Genomic DNA, 12,425 nt, shown 5'->3' with positions numbered 1-12,425 from the left:
AAATGCCAATCCCGTATTTACTCACTGTTTTGCTCTACATTTTTGTCGCCTTGTTTGCGGCAGCGGACGCCTCCCTCGTCAGTATGAGCGTCTTTAGCGCGTTTCCGGCTTTGCGTTGGGTGCGCGTCCACTTCATCACGCTTGGAATTATCTCGCAGGCCATCTTTGGACTGCTGCCAGTTCTCGTTGCGTCGCTTTCAAATAAGGAAAAACCCGCCATGCGTTGGGACATATGGCTGACCCTCAATGCAGGTCTGATCGCGCTGGTCGCAGGTTTTGCCGGGATGAATCACCCCATTATCTTTACAGGCGGAACGCTCATCTTCATCGCCGCGTTGTTATTGCTCCTGCAATTGTGGAGGATTCGGGGTGGCGATGCGCCTGCAAGCCTAAAATTCTACATTACGGGTATTTTCTATTTGCTCGTAGGCATCATCATCGGGACAGGTTTGTTCCTCAACTGGAGTGAAGCCCTTTACATAAAAGTGCCGCTCGAAGCTCATATTCATGCAAATTCGTGGGGTTTCATGTCGCTCGTGTTCGCCGGCCTTCTCGTGGATTTCATCCCGATGATCACAGGCAAACCGCTGGGCGGAAAATCTGCGATCAATTACATCTTTTGGGGCATGGCCCTCGGTGCGTTCGGGCTCGTCCTGGGACCCTGGCTCGGCGGCAGCCTGCCTCCAACGGTAACAGGATTGGTCCTCCATCTTTCGTCCACGATCTGGCTGGTGGTCTTGATGATTCGCGCGCTGAGAGAAAGCGGAAAATTGAATCTCGCAGGCGGATGGCATCTGGTCTTGTCTTACCTATGGATATTGCTCCCGGTCATGATCGCCCCTTTGATCCTTCTTCACGTCATCGAGGGCGGACCTGTCGAATCGACCGCGCCGCAAGCTTTGATTTATGGCTGGGTTCTGCAATTTGGCATCGCGCTCATCCCATACATTGCACGGCGATTCTTCCTTAAGGACGCGAATCCCGCGCTGGGCGGCTCGTGGCTGAGTCTGGTTTCTGCGACGGTTGGCAGTATCCTCGTTTGGGTGAGTATTTTTATCATCCCGGCAAGAGGACTGATCTACGGAGTTGGCTTCGCTTTCTACGCCCTGGCATTGATTCCGCCATTGAAGGAACTTTTCGTTATCGTCCAATCCGGTTTGAAAAAATACGAACCTGCGTGAAAATATTTACGGCATGACTGAAAATTCCGGTGTATTAATGCGCCGGAATTTTTATTGTTTCCATCAAAACCATAAAAAGGCTACAATTGCATCCGTGGAGACTTCATGAAAACAATCCTGCGGGTGCGTTACTGGCGGATCGTGTTGTTCTTTGCCCGCGTTACGACAAGCATAATTTTTTGGGATATTGTATTGCGGCAAATCGGAATGGGTTTTCTTTCCCGTGCCACACGTCCGCGGCGGTTGCGCCAGATCGCGGTCCGCTTTCGCGCGCTCGCGATTCGCCTTGGCGGGGTGATGATCAAAGTGGGGCAATTCCTCTCAGCCCGGCTGGATGTGCTGCCTTCGGAGATTACCGACGAATTGGCGGGTTTACAGGATGAAGTCCCGCCGGAGGAATATGACCCGATCCGCATCCAGGCGGAACGGGAGTTTGGGTCTCCCATCGATGAGGTCTTTCTTTCCTTTGAAAAAGAGCCGGTAGCCGCCGCATCATTGGGACAAGTCCATTGCGCAAGGTTATTTTCAAACGACGCCGAAGCAATGGGCTTTGAAAATGTCGTGGTGAAGATCCTGCGCCCGAACATCGAACAGATCGTGGAAGTGGATATGTCCGCAATACGGGTTGTGGGCAGCTGGTTGAAACGATATCGCCCCGTCAGCGAGCGGGCCGATGTTATGGCAATTGTTGGGGAATTTGACGCGATCTTGAAGGCGGAACTGGATTATTTGTCGGAGGGAAAGAATGCCGAGGTTTTTGCTGCCAACTTCAATGACGATGGAGGCGTCCATGTCCCGCGTGTGGTGTGGAGCCGAACCACGCGGCGCATCCTTACACTTGAAGATGTCACTGCCATAAAGATCACCGATTACGATGCCATCACGAATGCGGGCATCAGTCGGGCGGTTGTTGCGGAGCGACTGCTTGCGGCGTATTTAAAACAAATTTTCGAAGACGGTTTTTTTCATGCCGACCCGCATCCGGGGAATTTGTTCGTGCTGCCTCTGCCCGAGAAAAACGAAGACGGCTCGACCCGATTCCGCCTGACCTTCATCGACTTTGGCATGGTGGGGAGAATGCCGGGCACGCTCGTCGAGGGGCTTCGAGAGGCGGCGATTTCCATCGGTTTGCAGGATGCGCCGCGTCTGATAAGGGCGTATCAAACTTTGGGGGTCCTGCTTCCAACTGCAAATGTAAAACTTTTGGAGGAAGCCAGCGCCCAGGTCTTTGATCGTTTCTGGGGCATGAGCATGAACGAATTGCGCAGCATCCGTCACGCCGAGATGATGAAATTCGGCTTGCAGTTCCGCGACCTGATGTTGACCATGCCGTTTCAATTGCCCGAGAACCTTTTGCTTCTCGGAAGGACGATGGGGATTTTGTCCGGGATGTGTACAGGCTTGAATCCTGAGTTCAATCTTTGGCTCCAGCTTGCACCGTATGCGCGTAAACTCACGGAGGGCGAGGATGGATCCCCATTGGATGTCTTTTTCGATGAGGCGGAACAATTCTTCAAGACCCTGATCGCCATCCCCGGCCGGGCGGAACGTGTTCTTGGGCGTATCGAGCGGGGTGAGTTGAACGTGCAGATACCCCTGGTAAACCTGCAGATCAGTTACCTCGAGCGTTCCCTGAACCGGTTGACGGGCGGTATCGTGTTCTTGGGTCTGCTGGTGGCAGGCGCGATCTTGTACGATGCCAACGCATTGATAGCACGGGGGTTGTTCGGTGGGGCGGGTGTTGCATTGTTTTACACCATCTTCCTTGCGCGCGGAAAACGCCCGTTTCGGTAGATGTGTCGTAGGGTCAGGCTTGTAGTCTGACGATCATTCTTTTGGCGGGTTACAAGCCCGCCCTTTAAAACAAATAAAAACACTCCCGGTCAATTTGACCGGGAGTTCAACTTTATGAGGATTTTTCTTCCGTCCGTTTGATTGCGGCGTCGATAAGACTGCGAAAGGCGAGAAGCATCTCCCTGCGCGCCGCGCGGCGATGCTCCAAAAATCCGGGCGGCAGGATGGTCTCCACGCTCTTACGCATCTCCTCCCGCGCGGCTTTCATATGTTCCAGCGCCTCGGGCGGAAGTTTGTCCTTCATCGATTTGCGTTTTGCTTCGCTCATGGGCTACTCCTTATACATGATAATTATAGCACCGGGGAAATTCACGGTCCGGGTGTCATGACGGGGAATTGGGTCATGTCCATGTTCGGGTCGATCTCCATGGCTGTCAGCGGGACCCAGCAGGGGTTATTGAAATACGGGTTGCGGATCACAACCCAGCCTGGTACAGATCCGATTCCCAGGATGATGACGTTCTTTCTGCCCTTGGCATTAAGTTCGATGTTGCTGATCAAAGTGTAGGTATCACCGGGACCCGTCCAACAACCGGTCTGGGCAATCAACCGAGGCGGGTTGATCTGTGATGGTGGAAATGTCGGCGTCGGGGTGTCTGTGAATGCGGGAGTCGGCGTTTCTGTCGGCAGCGACGGGGTGACTGTCGCGGCTCCGGCGGTCTGTGTCAACATATCGGCCGCAAGTTGCGCTGCAACCGTGCTGACGACATCCACCGTGGGAGCGGACGATTGTGGGGCACAGGCGGAGAGCACAATGCTGACAAGCAGAACCGTCATAATTTGTCGAACCTGTAATCCAGTTCTTTTCACTTTGCTGCCTATTTACCTTTCTTTTCCATTTTCGCCCACGTATCTTTGAGATTGACTGTCTGGTTGAAAACAGGCTTCTCCGGCAGGGAGTCTGGATCAACGCAGAAATAGCCGAGGCGCTCGAACTGGTAGCGTGATCCAACCGTCGGCGATGCAAGAGCCGGTTCCGCATATCCGCTAAGGATTTCCAACGAGTTGGGATTCAGGCAGTTGAGGAATCCTTCCTCGCCTTCCTCGGGGTTTTCCTTGTTGAAGAGCCGGTCATACATGCGGACTTCCACTTCTTTGGCGTGTTTTGCTGAAATCCAATGGATCGTGGATTTGACCTTGCGCCCGTCCTGTGCATCACCGCCTCGCGTTGCCGGGTCGTACGTGGCATGGATCTCGATGACATTGCCATTTGCATCTTTCACCACCTCGGTACACTTAATGAAATATGCATAGCGTAATCGGACTTCGTTGCCGGGGAACAGACGATGATATTTCGGAGGCGGCACTTCGCGGAAGTCATCCTGCTCGATATAAATGACCCCCGAGAAAGGAACTTTGCGCCTGCCGGATGAAGGGTCTTCGGGATTGTTGACTGCTTCCATTTCTTCCACGAGATCGTCGGGATAATTGTCTATGACAACTTTCAGCGGGCGGATGACCGCCATGCGGCGCAGGGCTCGTTTGTTCAGGTCGTCGCGCACACACTCTTCGAGTAATGCCACATCACTGACACTGTAATTTTTCGCCACCCCCACCCGGCGGATGAAATCCAAAATGGCTTCGGCGGTGTAGCCGCGGCGGCGCATTCCCCTCAGCGTCGGCATGCGCGGGTCATCCCAGCCATTGACACGATTCTCCTCAACAAGGCGGCGCAATTTACGCTTGCTCATCACGGTGTAGTTCATGTTTAGACGCGCAAACTCGATCTGACGCGGCTTGAACACGCCCAACTGATCGAGGAACCATTCGTACAGCGGACGGTGATTTTCGTATTCAAGCGAACACAATGAATGGGTGATGCCTTCCATTGAATCGTTCTGCCCGTGAGACCAATCGTACATCGGATAGATCTTCCACTTATCGCCGGTTCGATGATGCGGCGGGTTATGGATGATGCGGTACATCGCTGGATCGCGCATGTTGATATTCGGATGCGCCATGTCTATCTTTGCGCGCAAAATACGAGACCCATCAGGGAACTCGCCGTTCTTCATGCGTTCAAGCAGATCCATATTTTCTTCAACATCCCGGTCACGGTATGGCGAATTCACACCGGGTTCGGTCAGGGTCCCGCGGTTCTTGCTAACTTCCTCAGGTGTCTGGTCATCCACATAGGCTTTCCCCATCAAGATCAGCTTCTTTGCCCATTCATACAACTCATCGAAATAATCAGACGCATACGTCACTTTCACCCATTCAATGCCGAGCCAGCGCGCATCTTCTTCGATGGCTTCCACAAACTCGGTCTCTTCCTTGGTCGGGTTGGTGTCGTCGAAACGCAGGATCAACTCGCCATTGTTTTCCTTCGCGATGAGATAATCGATCATGAACGCCTTGACATGCCCGATATGCAGATAACCATTGGGTTCGGGGGGCAGTCGCGTGCGCACGTAAGTGTAGCGTCCGCTTTTCAAATCCTCCGCCACGGCTTCGCGGATGAAATCGGTGGGCTTGTTCTCTTCCGGACTCATTCTATGACACAACCTTCGGGGTAATTTATAGCGGACGAAAATCCGCTTCTTACTCGACCTTTTGCCTGCCGGCGTTCCAGGAACTTTTTCCTCGCGGAAGGCGTCGGTGATGCAAATTATAACAAAGTATAATTAACATCATATACCAACAGGAGCATAATTCATGGAAGAAAGACTTAAAAATAACTATGCCGTATTTTTTGACAAAAGCGTTGTCCTCAAAATTTCCCGGTGGGCAGGCATTATTGCCTGGGTGGTTTTGGTGGTCTATTTGCTCACCTCCTCCATCTCGTTCGCTCAATTCATGACGCAATTTGTGACCGGTGTTTTCTACCAGAAGGGGATGTCTATCTTTGACCTGCTCGGTTTCTTCACCCCATATCTCATGCAGTCAATTCCCGGCGTGGTCTATTTCTTCGGTTTGAAATTCGTCGAAAACGGACTGCTCATCCTGATGGAAATCGAGGAGAGCGCCCGACGATCTTCCCGTTCAAGCTGACGGGTTCGCCGATGCCTTCACTTGCGCGGGGTGGGTGGGCGTGATAGAATTCCGCCCGCTGGACGGATAAAGTAAGGTCTTTGGGGATTGGTGAAATGGCATCACGTCGCGCTCTGGACGCGAAATTTGAGGTTCAAATCCTTGATCCCCAGCACAATGCAAGCGCCTTGAGATTTTCTCGAGGCGCTTTATGTTTGCTCTTATTCTTGCATTGAGGGATGTGTAAAAGGTCGAGGCGAAGGAAGAATCAAATGGGGAGGGATAGGCATGAGCGGGGTCGAGGCGATAAATCCGGTCTTAATTGGGGGAAATAGTAAGGAAGATCATCCCAGATATGTAACAAAAATCACAGCGTGTAATTTCTCCGTATGCAATAATAAGTACATATTCCGATAATCATTGTGAAAATAGACACATTACAAAAGGAGAATGCCATGACCCAGAAAGAAAACCCGGAAGAGAAAGAAGCCTTCAAATGGCAGGCTGTGTTCGACAACATCTGGCTGTTGTTCCTGCTCTCGCTGTTGATCAGCGGGGTCATCTACAATGCCTGGGGAATCATTGACCTTATGAACGTTCCCCCTGCGCCATAGGTAAAGGAGAAGATAACCAATGTTAGCCCCCGAAAAACTCTGGTGGAAACCCATGGGTCGCCATGAAAAGACCTGGCTTACCGTCGCGTTCGTTTGGTGCGTGTTCCTTACTGTGATGATGCCGCTCTGGTATTTCATGGGCAAGCAGAACGTGCCCACTGAAACTTATCGAACCACGCCTGCGCAATTCAATGAGACCATGCTTGCCTTCACCGAACAATACAAAGTGGGTGAGGAGACCGTCAACGGCGTGACCCTGCCCGTTGTAGAAGCGCCTCCCGGCAGTGACGTGTATCTGCGCGCCAGCACCTGGCAGTGGTACCCCATTTTACAATTCCAAAAAGGCGAAACCTACCGCCTGCATATATCCTCAATGGATCTTCAACACGGTTTCTCGCTCCAGCCGGTCAACATCAACTTGCAGATCCTGCCCGGCTACGATTACGTGGCGACCATCGTTCCGACCACGACGGGTGAATTCACAATCGTCTGCAATGAATTCTGCTCGCTCGGCCATCACACCATGATTGGCAAGATTATCGTGAAATAGGAGATATGAAATGACCGCACTTGCTCCCACAAATCCATGGATGGCTGGCACAAAGGACGATTACCGGGTCTGCGGCGTCACCACCCTCAAAGTGGATATGCATGCCGAACGCCTTATCATCGCCAACGCGGTGATGGCTGTCGTCTGTCTCGTCCTCGGCGGCATCGCTGCGCTTTTGATCGCCCTCACACGCTGGCAGGCCGTCCACCTGCTGGATGCGACCTGGTTCTACCGTTTATTGACCCTGCACGGCATTGATATGCTCGTGGCATGGATCGTCTTCTTTGAAATGGCCGGGCTGGCGTTCGGTTCCACCGCGTTATTGAATGCGCGCCACGCCGCCCCCAAACTTGCCTGGTTCGGCTGGGGTCTGATGACTATCGGCGGTTTGCTTGCCAATGGCGTCGTGCTGTTCGACCCGAAATCCACTGTTACGTTCACCGCCTATGTGCCGCTCAAGGCGCATCCCTTGTTCTACCTGAGTTACATCCTCTTCGCCGTTGGCGCGTTGATCCAGGTCATCACCTTTTTCATCAACCTCGTCGTTGCAAAACGCGAAAAGCGTTTCGAAGGTTCCCTGCCGCTGGCTGTATTCGGTTTGATGACCGCTGCGATTCTTGCCGTCTATACCCTACTCGAAGGCGCGGTCGCGATCGTGCCCGCCTTTTTATGGTCGCTCGACGTGTTCCCCGTCTACGACCCCGGCATTTACCGCAACTTCTTCTGGGGATTTGGGCATCCCGCCCAGCAGGTTAATCTTGCGGCGATGGTCGCCATCTGGTACATGCTCGCGCAAATGACCGTCGGCATCCGCCCGGTGAATGAGAAATTCTCGCGCCTCGCCTTTATCCTGTATCTGTTCTTCATCAATCTTGGTTCGGCTCATCACCTCCTGGTTGACCCCGGCCTTTCCTTTGCGTGGAAGGCTGTAAACACATCCTATGCCATGTATCTCGCCGTTCTCGGTTCCATGATGCACGCCTTCTCGATTCCCGCCGCGATGGAAATTGCCCTGCGCGCCAAGGGGCACAATAAAGGTTTGTTTGGCTGGCTCCGCAACGGTCCGTGGAATGAGCCGGGCTTTTCCGGCTTGGTCGTGTCCATGATCCTCTTCGGCTGGATCGGCGGCGTCACCGGTGTGACCATCGGCACCGAACAGATCAATATGCTTGCGCACAACACGCTGCGCCTGCCCGGTCATTTCCATGCCACGGTTGTCGGCGGTACCACCACAGCGTTCATGGCATTCACGTACTATGTCATCCCGCTCATCTTCCGCAAAGAACTCAAACTTAAGAAATGGGCGGTCTGGCAGCCCTATGTATATGGCGTCGGCTCGGCTCTCGTTTCTTTGGGCATGATCACCAGCGGCTTGCAGGGCGTGTCCCGCCGCAATTGGGATATCACTTTCGCGGGGGTCGTTCCTGGCACGGTAGACCTCACGCTTGCCATTTTCGGCATCGGCGCGTTGATCGCGGTAACCGGCGGCATCATGTACGTAACCATCGTGCTGGTCTCCATTCTCACCGGTGAGCGCAAAGAAGCCACCAATATGCTTCTCGTGGCTGGTAACGACAATCCTCTGCTCGAATCCACCAAACTCACCGACCATCAGATGGAAGACAAACAAAACCAACCCAAAGGCACATTGGTTCTCGTCTTCGCCTTCCTCGTCTGGTTCGCAGTTTATTACCTCACGAACTGGTGGCTTTTGGGCCGCACCTGGTTTATTCGCTAACGGCGTTTCTCCTTTTGAAAGGACTTCGTCCTGCCAAAACGGGACGAAGTCCAAAAAAATTTACCGGTGAGATGATCGCATCCTTTCTTCTTGGTTTGCTCGGCAGTCTCGGTCACTGTGTGGGGATGTGTTCCGCGATCGTTTTTCTCTTCGACCGGCAGCCCGCCTTTCAGAATAAATTTGCGTGGTTCCTTGCTCATCTGGGTCGTCTTACGACTTATTCCGCGCTTGGCATGGTTTTCGGCCTGTTCGGTCAGACCCTCTGGTCGTATGGAAACCTGCAAGCGATGCTTTCCATCCTTTTCGCGATCCTCGCCTTCTACATGGCATCCGCATTCATCGGATTAACTCCCTCTCCCGAACTTCTGTTTTCGAACTGGATTCAACTTTGGGGAAAATGGATACGCGGATATAAACCCGCTTCGCTCCTAAGCCCGTACCTGCTCGGCCTCCTTTGGGGACTGCTACCCTGCGGCTTGGTCCTGACCGCCCTCATTACCGCGGCTGCTTCCAAATTCGCGCTGCTCGGCGGGTTGACCATGCTGGTCTTCGGCATCGCCACCCTCCCCAGCCTCGTCGCCGTCAAATGGCTGGCGGCAAAATCCATCTCCCGCCTCTGGTCGCGCGGACTCGCTGCACTTATAATGATGACCTTCGGCTTTCAGTTCGCCATGCGCGGATTCGCCGGGTTGGGATGGGTGGATCATTTGATGTTGGGATCGTTTATGTTCTGGTAAAACCGCAATATGCGACCACACGCGGTATATAATGGACATGCGGCTGCAAGTCCAAACCGCAAACGATGGTTGAACATGTTCAAGAGCCTGCAATCGAAGTTAACCCTTCTCTTCACGGCGTTTGTCCTGCTCGTGCTGGTTTCGGTCGGCGCGACGATGTGGGGGTTGGAGACGCAAAGGCAGGACGCGCTGGTGATCAACCTGGCGGGGCGCCAGCGAATGTTGACCCAACAGATGGCGCGGCTTGCCTTTGAGGTGAGCGCGGGGGAAGATACGATCAATGCTTCGTTACAGGAAGTGGAACAGACCTTCGAGCAAACCCTGCGCGCCCTGTTGGATGGCGGAACGGCTCCCTATCTCTCCGATGCGGATGCCGCCCTCCCGCTCACACGCGACCCTGGGATTCGTTCCGCGTTGAATGAAGTTGATCTCACCTGGAGCGAATTCCGCGCCGCGCTCGATATGCTGCAACAAACCCCGCGCGACGATCCATCGTTTGATTCAACCCTCCAATCCATAGAAGAAAAATCTTCCACGCTCGTTGCGCAAGCCGACGAAGTGGTTCGTTTATATGAAGCAGACTCCACTGCGAAGATCAATCGCCTGCGAGTGATACAGATCGGCTTTTTTATCGGCGCGTTGGTTTTGCTGGGCGTCGGGGCTTGGGTCACGCGCAAATCCGCGCTGGAACCGTTGAGGGAATTGTCGCGGGCGGCGAACCGCTTGGGGGAAAACGATCTCGATAGCGCGGTGCAGGTCGAAGGTCCAGAAGAGATGCGGAGGTTGTCTGAGTCGTTCGATTCGATGCGGAAAAGCCTGCGCGCGTCGCGATCCGAATTGCTGGAGGTGCTGTCCACGCTCGAGGAGCGCGTCGCGCAGCGCACGCGCGAACTCGACGCGCTGAACGAAGTCAGCCGCGAGATCGCCTCTCAATTGGATGTGAAGTATGTGCTGAATTCCGTGACCGATAAAGCGCGCATGTTATTGAACGGAGACTCTGCCATGCTTTGCCTGTTGGATGAAACAAAACAAGATTTATTGCTCAAATCCATCAGCGGCATTCCCTCCATCGAAACGACGGATCGCATGTCCACGGTGAACCAAGCCAGCGCGGTGTTGACCAGTCCGCGAGCGTTGATTTGCAGTAATGCGCAATGCGTCGGCGGGTGCGGCTTGCTGACGGAAACGCACGCCGCCAGCCACGCGGTTGCGCCATTGCGAATCGGCGACAGGGTGATCGGCGCGTTGTGCGTGAGCAGTTCCACAACGGATCATTTCACAAGCGAGTCGGCGGACATGCTGACGAAGTTAGCCAACACCGCCGCCATCGCCCTGCAAAATGCGCAACTGTACGCGCAGGCGGAGCGCGTGGCTACGCTGGAGGAACGCCAGCGTGTGGCGGCGGAGATGCACGACGGGCTGGGACAGACGCTCAGCTATCTCGGTTTGATGACCGACCAGACGATGGAGTTCTTATCGGGCGGGCAGGATGAGACCGCGCTCGAACGTTTGCGCAAGACTCGCGAGACGATCGAAAAGGCGGCGGGCGACGTGAGGCACGCCATCAACAACCTGATTGACGAAACGTCACCGTCCGAGATTGATTTGCGCGGGAAATTGCAGTCCTCGGTGAATGAATTCGGGAAGGGTCGTTTGCGTGTTGCGTGGAACGCGGAGGCGTCGCCCAGGTGTTCGCGCCAGGTCGCAGAGCAGGTACTGAAGGTCGCGCGCGAGGCGTTGAAGAATATCGCCCATCACGCCGATGCAAGTCAGGCTGTCGTGCGGATGGGAAAGAACGACGGTCATTATTTTGTCGCGGTCGAGGACGATGGCAAAGGCTTCGATACATCACAGCCCGAACCGAACGGGCATTTCGGTTTGAAGATCATGCAGGCGCGCGCGGAACACATTGGCGGACAAGTGAAAGTCGAATCGGAACAGGGACGCGGAACGCGCGTCACGTTGACGTGGGCAATGGAAACGAGAGAATGAGAATGGGTCGAATGCGCGTTATGCTGGCGGATGATCATGCCCTGTTCCGCGAGGGGCTGGCGGGGATCATCGCTTCGCAGCCCGACATGGAAGTGGTGGGCGAGGCGAACGACGGGCTGGAGGCGTTTGTCAAGGCGCAGGAACTCAAACCCGATTTGATCCTGATGGATGTGCAAATGCCAGGCACGGACGGCTTGGATGCGGCGCGTCAGATCAAGCAGGTTTTGCCCGAGACGACCATCGTCATGCTGACGGTGCGGGACGACGATGAAAAACTCTTCGAGGCCTTGAAGAACGGCGCGCAGGGATATTTGCTCAAAGAGATTCGTTCTCAGGAAATGCTGGCAATGCTGCGCGGCGCGATGCAGAACGAGGCGGCTCTTTCCCCTGCTTTGGCTGGGCGCGTGCTGGGAGAGTTCCGCCGCCTGAGCAAACATGGGATTGTGAACACGGATGACGACAGCGGCTTGACCGAACGCGAGCAGCAGGTCTTGTTGAAGGTGGCGGAGGGCGCGACCGACAAGGAGATCGCAGAGGCATTGACCATCAGCCTGAACACGGTCAAGACGCACATACGGAACATCCTCTCCAAATTGCAGGTCTCGTCGAGAAGGGAAGCGGCAAAGGTGGCGAAGAGCAAGGGGCTGGTGTGAGGTCTGGAACTAATCCTTTTTGAAAAAAGAGTGATGTGACAATCACTCTTTTTTCATTCCCAACGCGGGATAGCGAGGGATTCGATTGCACCGTGTTTTCCAGTACGCTTGAAGAAATACTGTTCACAATTAGCGT

General features: G+C 54.2%; 12 protein-coding genes and 1 tRNA gene. 10 read left to right on the top strand and 3 right to left on the bottom strand.

The genetic code is table 11. The annotated features are described in order from the left end of the window. Positions 1-2: 2 nt before the first annotated feature. Together HS100_22080 and HS100_22075 are read left to right on the top strand one after the other, a co-directional pair. Positions 3-1,181 carry a hypothetical protein gene (locus HS100_22080; protein MBE7436620.1) on the top strand — a complete coding sequence of 393 codons (1,179 nt, stop codon included), beginning with the start codon at positions 3-5 and terminating at the stop codon, positions 1,179-1,181. Between the two features lie 105 nt (positions 1,182-1,286). Beyond that, entirely contained in the window at positions 1,287-2,975 is a 1,689-nt protein-coding gene (locus HS100_22075) for an AarF/ABC1/UbiB kinase family protein (protein ID MBE7436619.1), read from the top strand. A 112-nt stretch (positions 2,976-3,087) separates the two neighbouring features. Here the strand turns inward: HS100_22075 and HS100_22070 are convergent, their stop codons facing one another. The 3 genes from HS100_22070 to HS100_22060 are packed head-to-tail and all read right to left on the bottom strand — an operon-like array spanning position 3,088 to position 5,527. Next, positions 3,088-3,303, bottom strand: a complete 216-nt coding sequence (locus HS100_22070) for a hypothetical protein (protein ID MBE7436618.1) — start codon at positions 3,301-3,303, stop codon at positions 3,088-3,090. Positions 3,304-3,344: 41 nt separating this feature from the next. Beyond that, positions 3,345-3,812, bottom strand: a complete 468-nt coding sequence (locus HS100_22065) for a hypothetical protein (protein ID MBE7436617.1) — start codon at positions 3,810-3,812, stop codon at positions 3,345-3,347. 41 nt (positions 3,813-3,853) lie between these two features. Beyond that, entirely contained in the window at positions 3,854-5,527 is a 1,674-nt protein-coding gene (locus HS100_22060; protein MBE7436616.1) for a glutamine--tRNA ligase/YqeY domain fusion protein, read from the bottom strand. A 163-nt stretch (positions 5,528-5,690) separates the two neighbouring features. On the opposite strand from HS100_22060, the gene HS100_22055 reads away from it, so the two are divergent. From HS100_22055 to HS100_22020, 8 genes are all read left to right on the top strand, one after another. Then, positions 5,691-6,026, top strand: a complete 336-nt coding sequence (locus HS100_22055; protein ID MBE7436615.1) for a hypothetical protein — start codon at positions 5,691-5,693, stop codon at positions 6,024-6,026. A gap of 81 nt (positions 6,027-6,107) precedes the next feature. Then, a tRNA-Gln gene (locus HS100_22050) sits at positions 6,108-6,178 on the top strand. Between the two features lie 282 nt (positions 6,179-6,460). Next, positions 6,461-6,619, top strand: coding sequence for a hypothetical protein (locus tag HS100_22045; GenBank protein MBE7436614.1), 159 nt, complete (start codon positions 6,461-6,463; stop codon positions 6,617-6,619). A gap of 19 nt (positions 6,620-6,638) precedes the next feature. Beyond that, the gene (locus HS100_22040; GenBank protein MBE7436613.1) at positions 6,639-7,169 is read left to right on the top strand and encodes a cytochrome C oxidase subunit II; all 531 of its coding nucleotides are present in this window, start codon (positions 6,639-6,641) and stop codon (positions 7,167-7,169) included. A gap of 40 nt (positions 7,170-7,209) precedes the next feature. Next, positions 7,210-8,907, top strand: a complete 1,698-nt coding sequence (locus tag HS100_22035) for a cbb3-type cytochrome c oxidase subunit I (GenBank protein MBE7436612.1) — start codon at positions 7,210-7,212, stop codon at positions 8,905-8,907. 71 nt (positions 8,908-8,978) lie between these two features. After that, complete coding sequence (locus HS100_22030; GenBank protein ID MBE7436611.1) at positions 8,979-9,644, top strand: sulfite exporter TauE/SafE family protein; 666 nt, start codon at positions 8,979-8,981, stop codon at positions 9,642-9,644. A 9-nt stretch (positions 9,645-9,653) separates the two neighbouring features. Then, on the top strand, positions 9,654-11,636 hold the full coding sequence (locus HS100_22025) for a type IV pili methyl-accepting chemotaxis transducer N-terminal domain-containing protein (GenBank protein MBE7436610.1): 1,983 nt from the start codon (positions 9,654-9,656) through the stop codon (positions 11,634-11,636). 2 nt (positions 11,637-11,638) lie between these two features. Continuing rightward, positions 11,639-12,289, top strand: coding sequence for a response regulator transcription factor (locus HS100_22020; protein ID MBE7436609.1), 651 nt, complete (start codon positions 11,639-11,641; stop codon positions 12,287-12,289). The last annotated feature ends 136 nt before the right edge of the window (positions 12,290-12,425 follow it).

This window comes from Anaerolineales bacterium, assembly GCA_015075725.1.
Taxonomy (GTDB): domain Bacteria; phylum Chloroflexota; class Anaerolineae; order Anaerolineales; family Villigracilaceae; genus Villigracilis.
The sequence above is the reverse complement of the archived record's forward strand: the minus strand, read 5'-3'. Positions and strand labels throughout refer to the sequence as shown.

What these genes read in the sequence shown, in the direction of transcription:
- HS100_22065 (MBE7436617.1), bottom strand. Translation starts at nt 3,812, where the DNA reads ATGACGGTTCTGCTTGTCAGCATTGTGCTCTCCGCCTGTGCCCCACAA.
- HS100_22055 (MBE7436615.1), top strand. Translation starts at nt 5,691, where the DNA reads ATGGAAGAAAGACTTAAAAATAACTATGCCGTATTTTTTGACAAAAGC.
- HS100_22075 (MBE7436619.1), top strand. Translation starts at nt 1,287, where the DNA reads ATGAAAACAATCCTGCGGGTGCGTTACTGGCGGATCGTGTTGTTCTTT.
- HS100_22045 (MBE7436614.1), top strand. Translation starts at nt 6,461, where the DNA reads ATGACCCAGAAAGAAAACCCGGAAGAGAAAGAAGCCTTCAAATGGCAG.
- HS100_22070 (MBE7436618.1), bottom strand. Translation starts at nt 3,303, where the DNA reads ATGAGCGAAGCAAAACGCAAATCGATGAAGGACAAACTTCCGCCCGAG.
- HS100_22025 (MBE7436610.1), top strand. Translation starts at nt 9,654, where the DNA reads ATGCGACCACACGCGGTATATAATGGACATGCGGCTGCAAGTCCAAAC.
- HS100_22080 (MBE7436620.1), top strand. Translation starts at nt 3, where the DNA reads ATGCCAATCCCGTATTTACTCACTGTTTTGCTCTACATTTTTGTCGCC.
- HS100_22040 (MBE7436613.1), top strand. Translation starts at nt 6,639, where the DNA reads ATGTTAGCCCCCGAAAAACTCTGGTGGAAACCCATGGGTCGCCATGAA.
- HS100_22020 (MBE7436609.1), top strand. Translation starts at nt 11,639, where the DNA reads ATGGGTCGAATGCGCGTTATGCTGGCGGATGATCATGCCCTGTTCCGC.
- HS100_22030 (MBE7436611.1), top strand. Translation starts at nt 8,979, where the DNA reads ATGATCGCATCCTTTCTTCTTGGTTTGCTCGGCAGTCTCGGTCACTGT.
- HS100_22060 (MBE7436616.1), bottom strand. Translation starts at nt 5,527, where the DNA reads ATGAGTCCGGAAGAGAACAAGCCCACCGATTTCATCCGCGAAGCCGTG.
- HS100_22035 (MBE7436612.1), top strand. Translation starts at nt 7,210, where the DNA reads ATGGCTGGCACAAAGGACGATTACCGGGTCTGCGGCGTCACCACCCTC.